This is a genomic window from Streptomyces sp. NPDC020681 (assembly GCF_044334895.1).
In the GTDB taxonomy this organism is placed as follows: Bacteria; Actinomycetota; Actinomycetes; order Streptomycetales; family Streptomycetaceae; genus Streptomyces.
Map to the genome: position 1 here is coordinate 92,921 of NZ_JBIRTX010000024.1, position 18,508 is coordinate 111,428.

General features: G+C 70.0%; 13 protein-coding genes. All 13 read right to left on the reverse strand.

Annotated elements, in window-relative coordinates; all coding sequences use genetic code 11:
- Positions 1–268: 268 nt before the first annotated feature.
- Positions 269–4,042 carry an Rne/Rng family ribonuclease gene (locus ACH4YL_RS35585; protein ID WP_398511658.1) on the reverse strand — a complete coding sequence of 1,258 codons (3,774 nt, stop codon included), beginning with the start codon at positions 4,040–4,042 and terminating at the stop codon, positions 269–271.
- A gap of 279 nt (positions 4,043–4,321) precedes the next feature.
- Positions 4,322–5,077, reverse strand: coding sequence for a TIGR03936 family radical SAM-associated protein (locus ACH4YL_RS35590; protein WP_398511675.1), 756 nt, complete (start codon positions 5,075–5,077; stop codon positions 4,322–4,324).
- Between the two features lie 122 nt (positions 5,078–5,199).
- The gene (locus ACH4YL_RS35595) at positions 5,200–6,453 is read right to left on the reverse strand and encodes a hypothetical protein (RefSeq protein WP_398511659.1); all 1,254 of its coding nucleotides are present in this window, start codon (positions 6,451–6,453) and stop codon (positions 5,200–5,202) included.
- Between the two features lie 38 nt (positions 6,454–6,491).
- Complete coding sequence (locus tag ACH4YL_RS35600) at positions 6,492–7,472, reverse strand: NADPH:quinone reductase (protein ID WP_398511660.1); 981 nt, start codon at positions 7,470–7,472, stop codon at positions 6,492–6,494.
- Between the two features lie 71 nt (positions 7,473–7,543).
- Positions 7,544–9,493, reverse strand: a complete 1,950-nt coding sequence (locus ACH4YL_RS35605; RefSeq protein WP_398511661.1) for a TIGR03960 family B12-binding radical SAM protein — start codon at positions 9,491–9,493, stop codon at positions 7,544–7,546.
- A gap of 50 nt (positions 9,494–9,543) precedes the next feature.
- Positions 9,544–11,079 (reverse strand): CHAD domain-containing protein, encoded by a 1,536-nt coding sequence (locus ACH4YL_RS35610; RefSeq protein ID WP_398511662.1) that lies wholly within the window; start codon positions 11,077–11,079, stop codon positions 9,544–9,546.
- Positions 11,080–11,183: 104 nt separating this feature from the next.
- Positions 11,184–12,386: a rod shape-determining protein RodA gene (rodA, locus tag ACH4YL_RS35615; RefSeq protein WP_398511663.1), complete on the reverse strand. Its 1,203-nt coding sequence runs from the start codon at positions 12,384–12,386 to the stop codon at positions 11,184–11,186.
- Positions 12,387–12,389: 3 nt separating this feature from the next.
- Positions 12,390–14,558 carry a penicillin-binding protein 2 gene (mrdA, locus tag ACH4YL_RS35620; protein ID WP_398511664.1) on the reverse strand — a complete coding sequence of 723 codons (2,169 nt, stop codon included), beginning with the start codon at positions 14,556–14,558 and terminating at the stop codon, positions 12,390–12,392.
- Between the two features lie 19 nt (positions 14,559–14,577).
- Entirely contained in the window at positions 14,578–15,252 is a 675-nt protein-coding gene (gene mreD / locus ACH4YL_RS35625; protein ID WP_398511665.1) for a rod shape-determining protein MreD, read from the reverse strand.
- Positions 15,253–15,265: 13 nt separating this feature from the next.
- The gene (gene mreC, locus ACH4YL_RS35630) at positions 15,266–16,222 is read right to left on the reverse strand and encodes a rod shape-determining protein MreC (protein ID WP_398511666.1); all 957 of its coding nucleotides are present in this window, start codon (positions 16,220–16,222) and stop codon (positions 15,266–15,268) included.
- A gap of 110 nt (positions 16,223–16,332) precedes the next feature.
- Positions 16,333–17,352, reverse strand: a complete 1,020-nt coding sequence (locus ACH4YL_RS35635; RefSeq protein ID WP_142218247.1) for a rod shape-determining protein — start codon at positions 17,350–17,352, stop codon at positions 16,333–16,335.
- Positions 17,353–17,607: 255 nt separating this feature from the next.
- The gene (gene ndk / locus ACH4YL_RS35640; protein ID WP_398511667.1) at positions 17,608–18,021 is read right to left on the reverse strand and encodes a nucleoside-diphosphate kinase; all 414 of its coding nucleotides are present in this window, start codon (positions 18,019–18,021) and stop codon (positions 17,608–17,610) included.
- A 69-nt stretch (positions 18,022–18,090) separates the two neighbouring features.
- Positions 18,091–18,444 carry a DUF4233 domain-containing protein gene (locus ACH4YL_RS35645; protein WP_398511668.1) on the reverse strand — a complete coding sequence of 118 codons (354 nt, stop codon included), beginning with the start codon at positions 18,442–18,444 and terminating at the stop codon, positions 18,091–18,093.
- Positions 18,445–18,508: the final 64 nt, after the last annotated feature.

Sequence of the window (18,508 nt, forward strand, 5' to 3'; positions counted from 1 at the left end):
GCGAGGCCGCGCACACCCCTCCGGCGCAAAGCCAACGCCCTACCGAGGATCTGGGACCGGTCGTGTCCCGAACCGGGTCGGTCACCTACCGTAGTGTCCGGAACAGGGCTCCCACGCGGCAGCGACCGCCGTCACATTATCAGGGATTTCCTAGTCAATTTCGGGGCTGTTAACGCGGCCCCGCATCGATTCGGCGACAAAACACCGCGTCCCACCCCGCACACTGCGAGGTGGGACACAGCTAGTTCACTGAGGGCTCATCAACTGTTCAGCTCTCGGTGGACGCCGTCACTGAGGGCAGCGTCTGCTGCTCCGCCGCGGCGGTCTTCTTCGCACTGGCCTTCTTGGCAGTGGTCTTCTTCGCCGCGCTCTTCTTGGCCGCCGTCTTCTTGGTGGCGGCCTTCTTCGCGGTGGCCTTCTTGGCGGTCTTGCGGGCCGCCGCCTTCTTGGCCGGGGTGCCTGCCTCGGCCTCGTCGGCGCCGTCCGCCGGCTCGGCCTGGGGCTCGGCCGCCGCCGGGACCACGACGATCGCGGCCTCATCGGCGCCCGACGGCGAACCGGCGGGAGCGGTGACCTTGCGGGTCGCCCGGCGGCGCGCACGCGGCGGGGCCGCGACGGGAGCCGCTTCGGCCGGCTCGGCCACGGGGGCTGCCGGCGTTTCGGCGGCGGGAGCCTCGGACTTGGCCTCGATGACGACCTCCGCCTCGGCGGCCTTCGGCGCACCGGCCGGGGCCGTCGCCTTACGGGTCGCCCGACGGCGGCCACGGCCGGTCGGGGCCGCCTCCTCCGCGGGAGCCTCGGCGGGCGTCTCGGCGACGGGAGCGGCCGGAGCCTCGGCCTTGGCCTCGATGACGACCTCCGCCTCGGCGGCCTTCGGCGCACCGGCCGGGGCCGTCGCCTTACGGGTCGCCCGACGGCGGCCACGGCCACGCGTCGCCGCCGCCTCGGCCTCCGCGGCGCTGCTGTACAGCTCCTCGTCGGGCACGAACTCGGGCTCGGCGAGCGCGACCGGCGCGGCCACCTCGGCGGCGACCTCCGCCTCGGGCTCGGTCTCGGCAGCCGTCTCGACGGCCTCGTGCTCGTGGACATGCTCGGCGCCGCCACGGCCGCGCTTCTTGGCACGCTTGCCACCGCCGCCGACCGAGGTCGGCTGCTCCATGTGCACGATCACGCCACGGCCGTTGCAGTGGACGCAGGTCTCGGAGAAGGACTCCAGCAGACCCTGGCCCACCCGCTTGCGGGTCATCTGGATCAGGCCCAGCGAGGTGACCTCGGCGACCTGATGCTTCGTACGGTCGCGGCCCAGGCACTCGAGGAGCCGCCGCATGACCAGATCACGGTTGGACTCGAGCACCATGTCGATGAAGTCGACGACGACGATGCCGCCCAGGTCGCGCAGCCGCAGCTGACGCACGATCTCCTCGGCCGCCTCCAGGTTGTTCCTGGTGACGGTCTCCTCGAGGTTGCCGCCCTGGCCGGTGAACTTGCCGGTGTTGACATCGATCACGACCATGGCCTCGGTCTTGTCGATCACCAGCGAACCGCCGGACGGCAGCCAGACCTTGCGGTCCAGCGCCTTCATCAGCTGCTCGTCGATCCGGTACGTCGCGAAGACGTCGACCTCGCTCGTCCACCGCTGAAGGCGGTCGACCAGGTCCGGGGCGACGTGCGAGACATAGCCCTGGATGGTGTCCCACCCCTCGTCGCCGCTGACGATGACCTTCGAGAAGTCCTCGTTGAAGATGTCGCGGACGACCCGGACGGTCATGTCCGGCTCGCCGTACAGCAGCGTCGGGGCGTTGCCGCTCCTGGACTTCTTCTGGATGTCCTCCCACTGCGACTGCAGCCGCTCGACATCGCGGCGCAGCTCGTCCTCGCTCGCGCCCTCCGCGGCGGTGCGCACGATGACGCCCGCGTCCTCGGGGACGATCTTCTTGAGGATGGTCTTCAGCCGCGCGCGCTCGGTGTCGGGCAGCTTGCGGCTGATTCCGGTCATCGAGCCCTCGGGCACGTACACCAGGTAGCGGCCGGGCAGCGACACCTGGCTCGTCAGACGGGCGCCCTTGTGGCCGATCGGGTCCTTCGTCACCTGGACGAGGACGGACTGGCCGGACTTGAGCGCTGCCTCGATGCGGCGCGGGCCGCCGGAGAGGCCGAGCGACTCGAAGTTGACCTCACCGGCGTACAGGACGGCGTTGCGGCCCTTGCCGATGTCGACGAACGCGGCCTCCATCGACGGCAGCACGTTCTGCACCTTGCCCAGGTACACGTTGCCGACGTACGAGGTCGCCTGCTCCTTGTTGACGTAGTGCTCGACGAGCACGTCGTCCTCGAGGACGCCGATCTGGGTGCGCTCACCGCTCTGCCGGACGACCATCACACGCTCGACGGCCTCACGGCGGGCCAGGAACTCGGCCTCGGTGATGATCGGCACGCGGCGGCGGCCCTGCTCGCGGCCCTCGCGGCGGCGCTGCTTCTTCGCCTCCAGACGGGTCGAGCCCTTGATGGACTGCACCTCGTCGGACGGCTCGTCGCTCTTGGCACGCGCGGGACGCGGCTCGCGGACCTTGACGACCGTACGCTCCGGGTCGCCCGAACCCGTCTCCTCCGCCTCGGCGGGCTCACCGCTGCGACGGCGACGGCGGCGACGGCGACGGCTGCTGGAGGTGCCGGCGGCCGAAGGCGTCTCGGTCTCCTCGCGCTCCTCTTCCTCGGCCTCGTCCTCGTACTGCTCGGCGGCGGCCTCGTCGGACTGCTCCTCCGAGGTCTCGTCGGCGTCGGTGGCCTCGCCACGGCGACGGCGACGGCCGCCACGGCGGCGACGGCGCGACGGACGGTCCTCGAACTCGTCCGTCTCCTCGCCCTCGGCGGCCTGCTCGGGCTCGGCCGCGGGCTCTTCGGCGGCGGGGGTCTCGACGGCCTCGACCGGCTCGGCGGGCTCGCCACGACGGCGGCGGCGACGGCGTCCGGCGGGCTCGGGAGCGGCCTGCTCGACGAGCTCCTCGTCCTCCTCCTCGGGCTCGGTGTCCACGGCAGCGGCGGCGGCCGCGGCTGCGGTCTCCGGAGTCTGGAACACCGGCTCGGCGAAGACGGGGGCCTGGAAGACGGCCACGGCGGGCCGCGCGGCACGGCGGCCACGCGAAGGCGCCTCCTCCGCCGGCTTCTCCTGCGGCTTGTCCTGCGGCTTCTCGGCCGGCTTCTCCTGCGCGGCGGGAGCGAACTCGGGCGAGACGGCGCGACGGCGCGTACGGCCACGGGTCGCCGCCTTCTCGGCGGCCATGACCTCGTCCTCGTGAGAGGTGATCTGCGCGACGGCACCCTGCGGCAGGCTCTCACCCGTCTCGATGACGTCCTCGTCGATCTCGGACGCGGCGACCGGCTCGGGCGCGCTCGTCGTGCGGGTGGCACGACGACGCTTGCGGGGCGCGGCAGCCTCGGCCTCGGGGGCCTCAGCCTCGGCGGCTTCGGCCTCGGCGGCCTGCGGCGCACCGGCCGGCGCGGTCGCCTTACGGGTCGCACGCCGACGCGTACGCGGCGCAGCGGCCTCGGTCTCGGTCTCGGCGGCTACGGTCTCAGCGGCCTCTGCGGCGGGGGCTTCGGCCTCGGGGGCCTCGGCTACCGGCTCGGGCGCACTCGCGGTGCGGGTGGCACGACGACGCTTGCGCGGCGCAGGAGCCTCGACCTCGGCCTCGGCCGGTGTCTCGCCCTCGGCCGCGGCGGCGGCAGGCGCATCGGCCACGGCCGCCTCGGCGGCAGCAGCCTGCGGCGCACCGGCGGGCGCGGTCGCCTTACGAGTCGCACGCCGACGCGTACGCGGCGCGGCAGCCTCTTCGGTGGCCTCGGCCTCGGCCGGCTCCGGCGCTTGTGCAACCGCGGCCACCGTCTCCACGACCTCCGTGGGCTCCACGGACTCCGCGGCCACCGGCGGTCCGGCCGGACGCGACGCTGCGCGGCGCCGACGGCGCGGCGGCAGCTTGTCGCCCGGGGTGTTGTTCTCTTCGTTGTCAGATCCGGCAGTGCCGGATTCGTTCGGCTCGAGCATGCGGGCGGTTCTCCCGTCACGCTCCCGGGCGCCACGCCTGTTTCCGGTCCGGCCGCGGCCCGCGTGATGTGCGCGGTGCCGCCGTCCGGGGCGCGGGCGCCGCACGGGAGCTGATGTATGGCTCGCCGGTTCCCTACGCGATGTACGTACGGCCTGGCGAAAGTCTCCTGGTCTTTGCGCGGCCCGACCCAGGTGGCTCCCGAGTACAAGGGCTGCGCTACAACGACTGCCCAACGCGGCGGGACCTTCGGGCGCCGTCGCGGTGTCCCCCTGCCGAAGCTAGGGGGAGGCTGTCCCGACGGCCGTGGGTGGAGCGGCCGGGACTGCCTCGCGGTCGAGCGCGAGCGGGTCGGTCACCGTGCCGGACTCCTCGTCGAAGAGCCCCTGCGCCAGCCTGGTCACCGCTGCGGGGACCGGCGGCGCCAGGTCGGCCACAGCTCGGAGACCGGACAGGACGTCGTCGGGTCGCACGGCAGGTGTCACGTGCCGAACAACCAGCCGCAGTATCGCACAGGGCCCGTCCCCGGACCTATCGGACCGTGACGGGGCCGCCTGCAGCTCCGCCACGGCACCCCGCGCGTCAAAGGTGCGCATGCCGTTCTTGGTCTTGCGCTGGACGTCGACGGTCTCGGCTGCGAGGAAGGCCGAAACGGCCTTCTCCACCTCCTCGACCGGCACGCCGTCCAGCCGCAGCTCCCACACGGATGCGGTGAGCCGGTCGGCAAGACCGGACGTACGGGCCTCGACGGCTTCCGTGATGTCCAGTCCGTCCGGCAGCGACTCGTCGAGCAGCTCGCGCAGCTTGTCGGGATCACGGTGTTCGGTGAGCGCGATCTCCAGATACTCGGCCTCGCTGCCCGTGCCGGTGGGTGCGGCATTGGCGTACGACACCTTCGGGTGCGGGGTGAAGCCCGCCGAGTACGCCATGGGCACCTCGGCGCGCCGCAGCGCCCGCTCGAAAGCGCGCTGGAAGTCGCGGTGGCTGGTGAACCGGAGGCGGCCGCGCTTGGTGTAGCGCAGTCGGATGCGCTGCACCGCAGGTGCGGGCGGCGGGCCTTCGGGCTGTCGCTTGCCCAGTGGTTCTTCTCCTCGTGCGGGACGGGCGCGGATGCGCCCGCCCTGTGACATGCGGGGTGTCCCTCGGGGGCCTGACCGGCTCACCCCTGCTTGTGCAGGGAGATCTCGGGCTCGGCCGCCACGCCGGGAACAGTCGTTGTACTACCCAGAGTACGCGCCTGCCGCACCAGCGGATCCACGGTCTTTGCAGCCGGGGGCCCGCCGACGAGTGCCCGCCACGCGTCCCGCCTGGCCTGGCGCACGGTCTCGCGGGCCGACCGGATCGCGGATCCGGCGGCCCGGCCGGCCTCGATCGCGGCCCTCTTCGCGGGTCGCCAGATGCCGTCGCGGACGGCGTGCCCGACGGGGGTGCAGACGCTCTGGTAGAACCAGCGGACCGGTCGTCCGACAAGGTTCCAGGCGAGCCATTTGATGCCCCGGCCGACGGCGCGGGAGATGTAGCCGGCGATGCGCCAGGCGACGCCGACGGCCGCGGCGATCTCGCGGCCGACGGGTGCGAGGACATGGCGGTAGAGCCATGCGACGGGCGCGACGAGCAGGTTCATGATCACCCAGACGAGGGGCGTGACCAGCAGCGTCACCACGGTCCAGACGACAGCCGTCCACACGGCGCGGGCGGCGACGGCGATGCCGTGGCCGATGGCGGTGAGCAGCCAGGCGATGCCGTGGCCGAGCGGAGTCAGCAACTGCCGGTAGATCCACACCACCGGCACCACCAGCCCGTACGTCACCACCGGCACGATCACGTACCGCCACAGCGCAACCCACGGCCAGACGAAGAGGGCCTTGCCGAGCCAGCCGAGCACGGCGGCGATGCCGTGGCCGACGGGAGTCAGGAGCCGGCGGTAGACCCACCGCGCGGGCGCCACGAGCAGATGCTCGACGAGCCAGGCGATGCCATGGCCGACGGCGGTGAGCAGCCAGGCGATGCCGTGGCCGAGCGGAGTCAGCAACTGCCGGTAGATCCACACCACCGGCACCACCAGCCCGTACGTCACCACCGGCACGATCACGTACCGCCACAGCGCAACCCACGGCCAGACGAAGAGCGCCTTGCCGATGAAGATGCCCACCGGCGCGAGGACGTTCTCGTACACCCAGGCCAGCGCCCGGCCCAGCGGCCGCAGCACCAGCCGGTCGGCCGCGCGGCCGCAGACGACGAGCAGGTCCCAGACCATCCGCACGGGCACGACCACAACGAGCACCACGATCCGCACCGGAATCCTGATGGCCGTGGTCAGACACCCTTCGCCGGGCTCGTACTCCGCGGGCGCCTGATGCCGCCCGTACGTCTGGGGCGTCTGGGGCGCCTTCTCCAAGTCCATGTCAGACATGACGCATCACATGGCTGCACGGATCCACTACGGCGAACTCAGTGCGGGATCGTGACCAGGACGCGCCCTCGGCCGCCGGCGTCGACGCGGTCGTGGGCCTTTGCGATCTCGTCGAGCGGACGGCGCTCGCCCACATCGACGGTGAGCGCGCCGACGGCGGCCGCGGCGGTGAGGTCGCGGGCGGCCTGCCGCTTGGCCTCGGCCGGGAAGTCGTCGCTGCCGAACATGCGCAGGGTCACGTTGGCGAACAGCAGCGGCCAGAAGGGGAGTTCGGGACGGTCGGCGCGGCTGGCGTAGGCGGCGACGACCGCGTCGTTCGCGACGACCGCGGCGTCCAGGTCGGCGTTGTCCGACAGGGCCACCTCGACGATGCGGTGCACACCTTGCGGCGCGTACGCGCGGATCGCCTCGGCCGGGTCGTCCTGGTCGAGGGCGACGGTGTGCGCCACCACGGCAGGGTCGACGCGGTCCAGGTCCTCGCTGCGTCGCACGGTGGCGAGCACGGTCGCCCCGCCCCAGCGGGCGAGTTGGGCGGCCAGTGAACCGACCGCGCCGAGCACGCCGTGCACCAGCACGGTCCTGCCGTCGACAGGGCCGTCGCTGAACACGGTCCGGTGCGCGGTGATCCCCGGGATGCCCAGGCTCGCCCCGAGTTCGTCGCTCAGCCGGCCGGGCAGCGCCACCGCCTGGCTCTCGGGCACCACGTTGTACTGAGCGGCGGTGCCGAAGGGCCGGTAGGACTGGGCGCCGTACACCCACACCCGCTGTCCGATGCGGCGCGCCTCGACACCGTCGCCGACGGCGTCGACGACACCGGCCGCGTCGCTGTGCGGGATCACCCGCGGGTAGGGCATGGCCGAGCCGAGCCAGCCGCGCCGTTTCTTGGTGTCGCCGGGGTTGACACCCGACACGGTCACGCGGACCCGGACCTCGCCGGGTCCGGGCTGCGGGTCGGGCAGTTCGCCGACCTGGAGCACGTCGGTGGCCGGTCCCTGCCGTTCGTACCAGGACGCGAGCATGCGGACCTCCGTAGTCTCCGGCCGGGCACTCGGATCCACTCCGTCTGCGAGTGGATCCGATGGCCTTCAGCTCAGTGCGCGTGCCCGGTGGCCGCAGGCTTCTTGACCGTCAGAGGCAGCAACTTCTTGCCGGTGGGCCCGATTTGAATGGAGGTGTCCATCTGGGGGCACACACCGCAGTCGAAGCACGGCGTCCACCGGCAGTCCTCGACCTCGGTCTCGTCGAGCGAGTCCTGCCAGTCCTCCCAGAGCCAGTCCTTGTCGAGACCGGAGTCCAGGTGGTCCCAGGGCAGCACTTCTTCGTACGCACGCTCACGCGTCGTGTACCAGTCGACGTCCACGCCGAACGCCGGCAGCGTCTTGTCGGCGCACGCCATCCAGCGGTCGTACGAGAAGTGCTCACGCCAGCCGTCGAAGCGGCCGCCGTCCTCGTAGACGGCGCGGATGACCGCGCCGATGCGGCGGTCGCCGCGGGACAGCAGGCCCTCGACGATGCCCGGCTTGCCGTCGTGGTAGCGGAAGCCGATCGAGCGGCCGTACTTCTTGTCGCCGCGGATCTTGTCCCGGAGCTTTTCGAGGCGCGCGTCCGTCTGCTCGGCCGACAGCTGCGGGGCCCACTGGAACGGCGTGTGCGGCTTGGGCACGAAGCCGCCGATGGAGACGGTGCAGCGGATGTCGTTCTGGCCGGAGACCTCGCGGCCCTTCTGGATGACGTTCATCGCCATGTCGGCGATCTGCATCACGTCGTCGTCGGTCTCCGTGGGCAGGCCGCACATGAAGTACAGCTTCACCTGGCGCCAGCCGTTGCCGTACGCGGTGGCGACGGTTCGGATCAGGTCCTCTTCCGAGACCATCTTGTTGATGACCTTGCGCAGGCGCTCGGAGCCGCCTTCGGGCGCGAAGGTCAGACCGGAGCGGCGGCCGTTGCGGGTCAGCTCGTTGGCCAGGTCGACGTTGAACGCGTCGACGCGGGTCGACGGCAGCGACAGGCCGATCTTGTCTTCCTCGTACCGGTCGGCGAGACCCTTCGCGATGTCGCCGATCTCGGAGTGGTCGGCGCTCGAGAGGGAGAGCAGGCCGACCTCCTCGAAGCCGGTTGCCTTCAGGCCCTTCTCGACCATGTCGCCGATACCGGTGATGCTGCGCTCCCGCACGGGGCGCGTGATCATGCCGGCCTGGCAGAAGCGGCAGCCGCGGGTGCAGCCGCGGAAGATCTCCACGGACATCCGCTCGTGCACGGTCTCGGCGAGCGGGACGAGCGGCTGCTTCGGGTAGGGCCACTCGTCGAGGTCCATGACGGTGTGCTTGGACACCCGCCACGGCACGCCCGACTTGTTGGGCACGACGCGGCCGATGCGGCCGTCCGGCAGGTACTCGACGTCGTAGAAGCGCGGCACGTACACATTGCCGGTCTTCGCGAGGCGGAACAGGACCTCGTCGCGCCCGCCCGGGCGGCCCTCCGCCTTCCAGGCTCGGATGATCCCGGTCATGTCCAGCACGGCCTGCTCTCCGTCGCCGATGACCGCGCAGTCGATGAAGTCCGCGATGGGCTCGGGGTTGAAGGCCGCGTGGCCGCCGGCGAGCACGATCGGGTCGTCGAGCCCCCGGTCCTTCGCCTCGAGCGGGATGCCCGCGAGGTCCAGGGCCGTGAGCATGTTCGTGTAGCCGAGTTCGGTGGAGAAGCTCAGGCCGAAGACGTCGAACGCCTTCACCGGGCGGTGCGAGTCGACGGTGAACTGCGGCACCTTGTGCTCGCGCATGAGCTCTTCGAGGTCCGGCCAGACGCTGTAGGTGCGCTCGGCGAGCACGCCCGCGCGCTCGTTCAGTACCTCGTAGAGGATCATGACGCCCTGGTTGGGCAGTCCGACCTCGTACGCGTCCGGGTACATCAGCGCCCAGCGGACATCGCACTCGTCCCACGGCTTGACGGTGGAGTTCAGCTCACCGCCGACGTACTGGATGGGCTTCTGCACATGCGGGAGCAGAGCTTCGAGCTGTGGGAAGACCGACTCGGCAGGCATCTCGAACCTTCATGAGCTGATTGGGGTGACCATCCAGACTACCCCGACGCTCATGCCATCAGTGCCGCCCGAAGATCGGGATCAGCGGCCTCCCGCCACACCTCGGGGAGCTCGCGCTCGCGGTCCGCGGCGGAGGCCTGCTCCTGTCCGTAGAGCAGTCCCCAGGTGAAGGCGGATTCGCCGGCCGCATGGGCCTGGATCGCCAGATTCCGCAGGGCTTCGCGGGCGACGACGCTGTCCTGGTGGTCGCCGAGCACGGTCTGCACGGCCTTCATCCGCTTGGCGAACCGCTTGGCCGGCTTGCCGAGCGCGGGCGTCGCAGCCTCTCCCGCGTACCGGGCGCGCTTGGCGGCCTTGCGTGCGTCGTGCATGGCCAGATCGCGGTCCTCGCCCGGGGGCAGCCCGAGGGCCAGCTCGACCCGGCCCGCCAGCCGGTCGTAGTCCTTGAGGACCGCCTTGGGGATGGCCGCGTCGGCCGGCGCGGCGGCCGCCTTCAGCAGCGGAGGGTCGGCGAGCAGCGCGTCCAGCGACTCCAGGAGTCCGAGGTACCGCTTGCTGTCGAGGGTCGCGACGGCCTTGCGGCGCGAGCCGGCGCCGTGTGCGGTGGACCAGATCCGCAGCCGTCCGCGCACCGGCCCGAGCAGCAGGGTCCTGGGCACGGCGTCGATCCGGGACCGCAGCCGCTCGGCGAGCACCTCCTGGTCGCGGGCGACCCCGAGCTCCGCCGCGACCCACTTGAGCTCCTCGCCGATCGGGTCGGTGACCGTCCGGTCGAGGATCTTGCCGAACGTGCGGAAGGCGCTGCGCAGCCGCCGGGTGGCGACCCGCATCTGGTGCACGGAGTCGGGCAGGTCGCGGCGCACACCGGGGTCGTACGAGATCAGCGCGTCGACCTGCTCGCGGACGTAGGCGAGGATGTGGTCGCCCGCGTTCGCGGGCACGGGAGCCTCGTCGCGGGAGACCGGTTTCTTGGGCGCCGCGCCCTTCGGCGCGGTCTCCGCCAGCGCTCTGGCCAGCTTCGACGGCGACGGGGCGGGCCGCAGCCCGGCCTTGCGGAGCTTCTTGTCGACCGCGTCGAGGAAGCCGGGATCCACGTCGTCGCCCAGCTCGACCTCGATCTCGTCCCAGGCGGCGGTGCGTCCGCCGTCGGTGAGCCGTTCGGCGCGGACCGCGTCCCTGCTGAGCTCGGCCAGCAGCGCGCCGTCCGCGTCCACGAGATGGCGTATGTCCCTGGACGACCGCAGCCGCACCACCGGTTCGAGCCCGGCCTCCCGGGTGCGGGCCCGGACCAGGGACTCCAGGCCGCGCGGGAGCTGGTCGGACAGCGGCGCGCGGATCTCGTCCCGTACGTCCGGGGCCACCGGCAGCTTCAGATGCCAGCCCTCGTCGTCGCCGCCCGTTCTGCGCCGCAGGGTGATGGCGGCCGCGGCGAGGCGCAGGTCGACGGTGTCGTAGTAGACCGCGTCGAGCTCGGCGACGCCCTTGTCCACGACCGCCGAGACGCCGCCGACCTTGGTCAGGTCGGGCAGCCGGGTCTCCGGAGTGGCTTCGTACTTCCGCTCGATCTCGCGCTTCGTATCCGCCATGCAGTGAATCTAGTAGCCGCGACCCGGCCGCGGCACCCCCAGGTCGCCTGATGGACACCTTGCGTTCAGCTTTGGCGCGAATTGCACAGGTACGCGAGGTACGCCTACGCGCTTATCGGCCGCTGCACCCGGATCGACTGGAGCAGTCCGACGGCCACCCACACCGCGAACATCGACGAGCCTCCGTACGACACGAACGGCAGCGGCAGACCCGCGACGGGCATGATGCCGAGCGTCATCCCGATGTTCTCGAAGGACTGGAAGGCGAACCAGGCGATGATCCCGGCGGCCACGATCGTGCCGTAGAGCTCGGTCGTCTCGCGGGCGATCCGGCAGGCGCGCCACATCACGACGCCGAGGAGCAGCAGAATCAGTCCGGCGCCGAGGAAGCCCAGCTCCTCGCCCGCCACCGTGAACACGAAGTCCGTCTGCTGTTCGGGCACGAACTGGCCGGTGGTCTGGGAGCCCTTGAACAGTCCCGTGCCGGTCAGTCCGCCCGATCCGATCGCGATCCGCGCCTGGTTGGTGTTGTAGCCGACGCCCGCCGGGTCGAGCTCCGGGTTGGCGAACGCCGCGAAGCGGTTGAGCTGGTACTCGTCCAGCAGCCCGAGCACGGTGACCAGTACGGCTCCGCCGACTCCGGCGCCGATCAGCCCGAGGATCCAGCGGTTGGACGCGCCGGACGCGAGCAGCACGCCGAGCACGATCACCGCCATCACCATCACCGAGCCGAGGTCCGGCATCATCATCACGATGACCATCGGCAGGACGGCCAGGCCCAGCGACTTGGCGACCGTCCGATGGTCGGGATGGGCCAGATCGCCGGCGTCCACCCGGGCGGCCAGCATCATCGCCATCCCGAGGATGATCGTGATCTTCACGAACTCCGAGGGCTGGAGCGAGAATCCGCCGCCGATGACGATCCAGGCGTGCGCACCGTTGATGGTCGCGCCGAGCGGAGTGAGCACCAGCAGCACCAGCACGACGGACAGGCCGTAGAGCACCGGCACGGCTCCGCGCAGCGTGCGGTGGCCGAGCCAGATCGTGCCGACCATCAGCACGAGGCCGATGCCGGTGTTGAGGGCGTGGCGGAGGAAGAAGTAGTACGGGTCGCCCTGGTTGAGCTCGGTGCGGTTGCGCGTCGCCGACCACACCAGCAGCGATCCGACGAACGAGAGCGCCAGCGCGGCGCCCAGCATCGGCCAGTCGAGCCTGCGCACCACCGAGTCGCGTGCGGAGAGCCGGGACCACAGACCGCCGCGCTGGGGCCCGTATCCGGAGACGGAGAAGCCATTGGAGCCGGCCATGTCTCAGTCCCTCCGCGCGGGAGCGCCCGCGAGCTGCTGGTCCTCGGAAGGATCTTTCTCTTTCTTGGGCGCGTACGGCACGATCGTCGGCGCGTCGATGGAGCCGTCGGGCTGGATCTTCGGCAGCGCCTTCTGCGGCGCGGGCAGCAGAGCCTTCTTCAGGTCCTGGCCGCCCTTCTCGTCGAGCCCGTACATCGCCTCGTAGATCTTGCGCACGGCCGGGCCGGAAGCACCCGAACCCGTACCACCCTGGGCGATGGTCATGATGATCGTGTAGTCGTTGGTGTACGAGACGAACCAGGACGTCGTCTGCTTGCCGTAGACCTCGGCGGTACCTGTCTTGGCGTGCATCGGGATCTTGTCCTGCGGCCAGCCGCCGAATCGCCAGGCGGCGGAACCGCGGGTGGTGACTCCCGCGAGGGCTTTGTCTATCTGGTCGCGCGTCTCGCCCTTGAACGGCAGCTTGCCGTGCGGGGTGGGCCTGATCTCCTGGATCGTCTTGCCGTCCGCGCTGATCACTGCCTTGCCGATGGTCGGGTTGTAGAGCGTGCCGCCATTGGCGATGGCGGCGTAGATCGTGGCCATCTGGATCGGCGTGACGAGGATGTCGCCCTGGCCGATCGAGTAGTTGACGGAGTCACCGGCGCGCATCCGGTTGCCTTCGAGGCAGTTCTCGTACGCGATCTTCTCGACGTAGTCGCCGTTCTTCTTGCCCTGCCTGCACCAGCCGTCCTTGTTCGCCGCCCAGAAGCTCTGCTTCCACTGGCGGTCCGGGACGCGGCCCGTGACCTCGTTCGGGAGATCGATGCCGGTCTCCTTGCCGAGGCCGAACTGGTGGGCCGTCTTGTAGAACCAGTCGTTGGTCTTCTTCTTGGGCTTGGTGCCGCCGTCCTTCTGCCACTCGCGGTGCGCCAGGCCGTAGAAGACGGTGTCGCAGGAGACCTCCAGCGCGCGGCCGAGGTCGATACTGCCGTAGCCCTTGGACTCGAAGTTCTTGAAGACCTGGCCGCCGACGGAGTACGAGGACGGGCAGGGGTAGTTGCCGTCGAAGGGGTACCCGGCGTTGACCGCGGCGGTCGAGGAGATCACCTTGAAGATCGAGCCGGGTGCGGCCTGGCCCTGGATCGCGCGGTTCAGCAGCGGGTAGTTGGAGTCCTTGCCGGTGAGCTTGGCGTAGTCCTTGCCGGAGATGCCGCCGACCCAGGCGTTCGGGTCGTACGTCGGCTGGGAGGCCATCGAGATGATCCGGCCGGTCTTGTTCTCCATGACCACGACGGCGCCGGCGTCGGCCTTGTAGTTCTCGTCGGTGTTCCTGTCGTGCGCCTTGCGGGCTTCCTTCATCGCGAAGTTCAGCTCGTACTCCGCGACGGCCTGGACGCGCGCGTCGATGGAGGTGACGAGGTTGGCGCCGGGCTGGGCCACGTCTCTCTCGGCCTCGCCGATGACCCGGCCGAGGTTGTCGACCTCGTAGCGGGTGACTCCGGCCTTGCCGCGCAGCTCCTTGTCGTAGGTGCGCTCGATGCCGGAGCGGCCGATCTGGTCGGAGCGGAGGAACGGCGAGTCGGTGTCCTTGGCCTTGGTGATCTCCTCGTCGGTGACGGGCGAGAGATAGCCGAGGACCTGGGCGGTGTTGGTCTTGCCGGGCGCGGTGTAGCGGCGTACGGCGGTGGGCTCCGCGGTGATGCCGGGGAAGTCCTCGGCGCGCTCGCGGATCTGCAGGGCCTGCTGGGTGGTGGCCTCGTCGGTGACCGGGATCGGCTGGTACGGCGAGCCGTTCCAGCAGGGCTGCGGTGTCTTGGAGTCGCAGAGCCTGACCTTGTCCTTGACGTCCTTCGGCTTCATGCCGAGAACGCCGGCGAGCCGGGTCAGGACTCCTTCGCCGTCGTCCTTCATCTTCATCAGCTCGGTGCGGGACGCGGAGACGACGAGACGGGTCTCGTTGTCGGCGAGCGGGACGCCGCGGGCGTCCAGGATCGAGCCGCGGACGGCGGGCTGGACGACCTGCTGGACGTGGTTGTTCTTGGCCTCGTTGGTGTACTCCTGTCCGTTGCGGATCTGGAGGTACCAGAGGCGTCCGCCGAGGGTGAGGAGCAGGGAGAAGACCAGTACCTGGATGACGACGAGCCGGATCTGGACCCGAGGGGTCCGCCCGGTCTCCGGGATGTTGCTCATGGCGCGCATGCCCCCTCGGTCACAGCCGCTTGACTCCCTTGATGCGTCCGGCGCGGGCCGCTCTGGTCCTGACGGCCTTCATCCGCAGTCCGCCGCGCTGGTTGCCGATGCGCAGGCCGGTGCCGGAGGTGAGCCAGCCGGACGCGACGTCGCTGCCGCTGCTCTTGCTGTTCTGGCTGTCGGCGAGCGGATCGTTCTCAGCGCGTCTGGCGAGCGCCATGATGAACGGCACGGTGAACGGCGCGAGCAGCAGGTCGTACACGGCGGCCGTGAACAGCAGGCTGCCGAGGCCGACATGGCGGGCCGCCGTGTCGCCGACCAGCGCGCCGACCAGCGCGTACAGCAGCGTCGAGCCGATGGCGGCGGCGACGACCACGACCATCGGCCCGGTGGCGGACCTGAGCTTGCCGCTGTCGGGGCGCACCAGGCCCGCGAGATAGCCGATCACACAGAGCACCAGCGCATAGCGTCCGGCGGCGTGGTCGGCGGGCGGCGCGAGGTCGGCGAGCAGTCCCGCGCCGAAGCCGATGAACGCGCCCGCCATGTGCCCGTACACGAACGCGAGTCCGAGGACGACGAGCAGCAGCAGGTCCGGGACGGCGCCCGGCAGCTGGAGGCGGGCGAGGATGGAGACCTGGATGACGAGGGCGACCACGACGAGCGTCGTGGAGAGCAGCATCCGGTTGAAACGCATGACGGATCAGCTCCTACTGCTCGTCGTTCTGGCCATCGGCAAGACCGTCCTGGCCGTTCGGCGACGGCGTGACCGTCACCGTGACCGTCGGCGTGGGCTTCGGGGGCGCCGGCTTGGGCGGCAGGACCGTGTCGCGCGGATCGGAGCGTGGCGCGTCGACGACCACGCCGACGATGTCGAGCTTGCTGAAGCCGACGTAGGGGCGCACATAGATGTTCCGGGTCAGCGCGCCGCCGGCCGGGTCCACGCGCATGACCTCGCCGACCGGGACTCCGGGCACGAACGGCCGGTCGGCCTGCGAGCCGAAGGTGACCAGCCGGTCGCCCTTCTTGACCTTGGACTTGCCGTTGAGCAGCTGGACCAGGAGCGGTTGGTCGCCCTGGCCGGTGGCGAAGCCCAGTTCGTCGGTCTTCTCCATCCGGGTGCCGACCGTGAAGTCCGGGTCGTTGGCGAGCAGCACGGTCGCGGTGTTCGGTCCGACGGTGGTGACCCGGCCGACGAGTCCGTCGCCGTTGAGCACCGTCATGTCGCGCGTGATGCCGTCGCTGGAGCCGATGTCGATGGTCACCGTCCAGGAGAAGCCCTGGGCCGCTCCTATGGCGATGACTTCCGCGCCCTTGATGCCGTACTGGCCGGCGCCGGCCTTCTTGAGCATCTTGTCGAGTTCGCGGACACGGCTGCGGTTGCGGTCGTCGCTGCCGAGTTTCGCCTTCAGCGCCGCGTTCTCCCGCTCCAGTTCGCTGATGCGGTCGTGGCGCGAGCCGGAGTCCCGTACGGCTCCGATGGCGTTGCCGATCGGATCGACGGCTGCCGCCACTCCGTTCTCGACCGGTCCGAAGACCGTGGCGGCGGCCTGCCGGGCGCCGTCGACCGGTGACTCCTCGCCTCCGCGGATGTCCACCGTGATCAAAGCGAACGCGATGGCGATCAGCAGCACCAGGAGCAGCCGGCTCTCTCGTGTGTCCCTCACGTGCGGCGGCCGTGCCTTCCTCGTAGGAATGTTGATGTCTGTATATCAACGATCCGCCGCACGGGTTGGCAGGCCCCCGTACGGCGGATTCGTCTCAGCCAGTCGCTCTGCTAGCGACGCGGCTGGGCGTCCAGGACCTGCTGGAGCGCCTCGAATTCCTCCACACACTTGCCGGACCCGAGGGCCACCGAATCCAGCGGATCCTCGGCGATATGGATGGGCATGCCGGTCTCGCGGCGCAACCGCTCGTCGAGGCCGCGCAGCAGGGCGCCACCGCCGGTGAGGACGATGCCGCGGTCCATGACGTCGCCGGACAGCTCCGGCGGGCACTTGTCGAGGGTGGTCTTGACGGCGTCGACGATCGCGTTGACGGGCTCTTCGATCGCCTTGCGGACTTCGGCGGCGGAGATGACCACGGTCTTCGGCAGACCGGAAACGAGGTCACGGCCGCGGATCTCGGTGTGCTCGTCCTTGTCCATGTCGTAGGCGGAACCGATGGTGATCTTGATGTTCTCGGCGGTCCGCTCACCGAGGAGGAGCGAGTACTCCTTCTTGATGTGCTGGATGATCGCGTTGTCCAACTCGTCGCCCGCGACGCGGATGGACTGTGCTGTGACGATTCCGCCGAGTGAGATGACTGCGACCTCGGTGGTGCCGCCGCCGATGTCGACGACCATATTGCCGGTGGCTTCATGGACCGGGAGTCCGGAGCCGATGGCCGCGGCCATGGGCTCCTCGATGATGTGCACCTGACGGGCGCCCGCCTGCGTCGACGCCTCGATGACCGCGCGACGCTCGACGCCCGTGATGCCGGAGGGCACACAGACGACAACGCGCGGACGGGCGAGGTACCGACGCTTGTGGATCTTCAGAATGAAGTAGCGGAGCATTCGCTCGGTGATCTCGAAGTCGGCGATCACGCCGTCCTTCAACGGCCGGACGGCAACGATGTTGCCAGGTGTCCGGCCGATCATCTTCTTCGCCTCTGCGCCGACCGCGAGAATGCCGCCCGTGTTGGTGTTGATGGCGACGACGGACGGCTCGTTGAGAACGATCCCCCGGCCCCTGACGTACACCAGCGTGTTGGCGGTCCCGAGGTCGACAGCCATGTCACGGCCGATGAACGACATGTTGTTCCCCATGAGGATGCGTCTGGCCTTCCCAAATCGAGCGTTGATGGCTTTTCAGGATGGCGAGGTGGGTGCTGTGGCGTGGAGGTTTCATCGTAGTGCCGCCTGCACGGACACCGCGCGGTGAGTCCACCTCTGGATTAGATGACGAGGTGTCGAAGCGATGCGTTCCCGCATTGTGCCCGCGTATGCCGGAGGGCGACCGAAATTCCTTCGGTCGCCCCAGGTCATGACCTCTGTATGGCTGACGGCCGCTCAGGAAAGGCCGGGAAAGAAAATCTTGAGTTCCCGAATGGCGGACTCTTCGGAGTCCGAGGCATGGATCAGGTTCTCCCGGACGATCGTGCCGAAGTCACCGCGAATGGAGCCGGGCTCCGCGGCAATCGGATCAGTCGGTCCGGCGAGTCGGCGCATTCCCTCGATGACCCGCTCACCGTCGACGACCAGCGCGACGACGGGACCGGACTGCATGAACTCCACCAACGGCTCGTAGAAGGGCTTGCCCTTGTGCTCGCCGTAATGGCTCTCCAGCGTCTCCAGGTCCAGGGTGCGCAGCTCGAGCGCGCTGATGGTCCAGCCGGCCTTGGCCTCGATACGGCCGATGATCTCGCCGATCAGACCGCGGCGGACGGCGTCGGGCTTGAGCAGGACGAGCGTGCGCTGGCTCACGGTGCGAGCTCCTTCAGTGCGGATGCGGGTGCGGGTGGTCAGAGGCTACAGGTCAGGACTCGTCGCCGGTTACGCAGCGTCAGGCTCTGATGAAGCCTTGGCCGCCCACTGCGCCTTCGCCTCGTCGATCTTGCGGCCGTAGTGCACCGAGGCCCACCACAGCGCCGCGAAAACCGCGCCGAGGAAGAACATCGTCGGCACCACAAAACCGCTCACGACCAGCGCGATCTGCAGCGCCCAGCCGAGCTGCACGCCGCCGGGGCGGCCGATCATCCCGCACAGCAGGACCGACAGCAGCATCCCGATGCCGCAGACCGTCCAGACCGTCGCCATCGACAGGTCGTCGGACTTCATGGCGACCAGACCGGCGAAGCCGATCACGAAGAATTCACCGATCAGGGTGGACGAACAGAGCGTACGCATCAGAGATCAGCCCCTCCCCAGCAGCAGCCGGGCCTCGCCGACCGTGATCACCGAGCCGGTCACC

Excerpts from the sequence above, each read along its gene's own strand:
- ACH4YL_RS35605 (WP_398511661.1), bottom strand. The coding sequence starts at position 9,493 with ATGCCTGCCGAGTCGGTCTTCCCACAGCTCGAAGCTCTGCTCCCGCAT.
- mreD (WP_398511665.1), bottom strand. The coding sequence starts at position 15,252 with ATGCGTTTCAACCGGATGCTGCTCTCCACGACGCTCGTCGTGGTCGCC.
- ACH4YL_RS35600 (WP_398511660.1), bottom strand. The coding sequence starts at position 7,472 with ATGCTCGCGTCCTGGTACGAACGGCAGGGACCGGCCACCGACGTGCTC.
- ACH4YL_RS35635 (WP_142218247.1), bottom strand. The coding sequence starts at position 17,352 with ATGTCGTTCATCGGCCGTGACATGGCTGTCGACCTCGGGACCGCCAAC.
- rodA (WP_398511663.1), bottom strand. The coding sequence starts at position 12,386 with ATGGCCGGCTCCAATGGCTTCTCCGTCTCCGGATACGGGCCCCAGCGC.
- ACH4YL_RS35595 (WP_398511659.1), bottom strand. The coding sequence starts at position 6,453 with ATGTCTGACATGGACTTGGAGAAGGCGCCCCAGACGCCCCAGACGTAC.
- mrdA (WP_398511664.1), bottom strand. The coding sequence starts at position 14,558 with ATGAGCAACATCCCGGAGACCGGGCGGACCCCTCGGGTCCAGATCCGG.
- ACH4YL_RS35610 (WP_398511662.1), bottom strand. The coding sequence starts at position 11,079 with ATGGCGGATACGAAGCGCGAGATCGAGCGGAAGTACGAAGCCACTCCG.
- ACH4YL_RS35645 (WP_398511668.1), bottom strand. The coding sequence starts at position 18,444 with ATGCGTACGCTCTGTTCGTCCACCCTGATCGGTGAATTCTTCGTGATC.
- ACH4YL_RS35585 (WP_398511658.1), bottom strand. The coding sequence starts at position 4,042 with ATGCTCGAGCCGAACGAATCCGGCACTGCCGGATCTGACAACGAAGAG.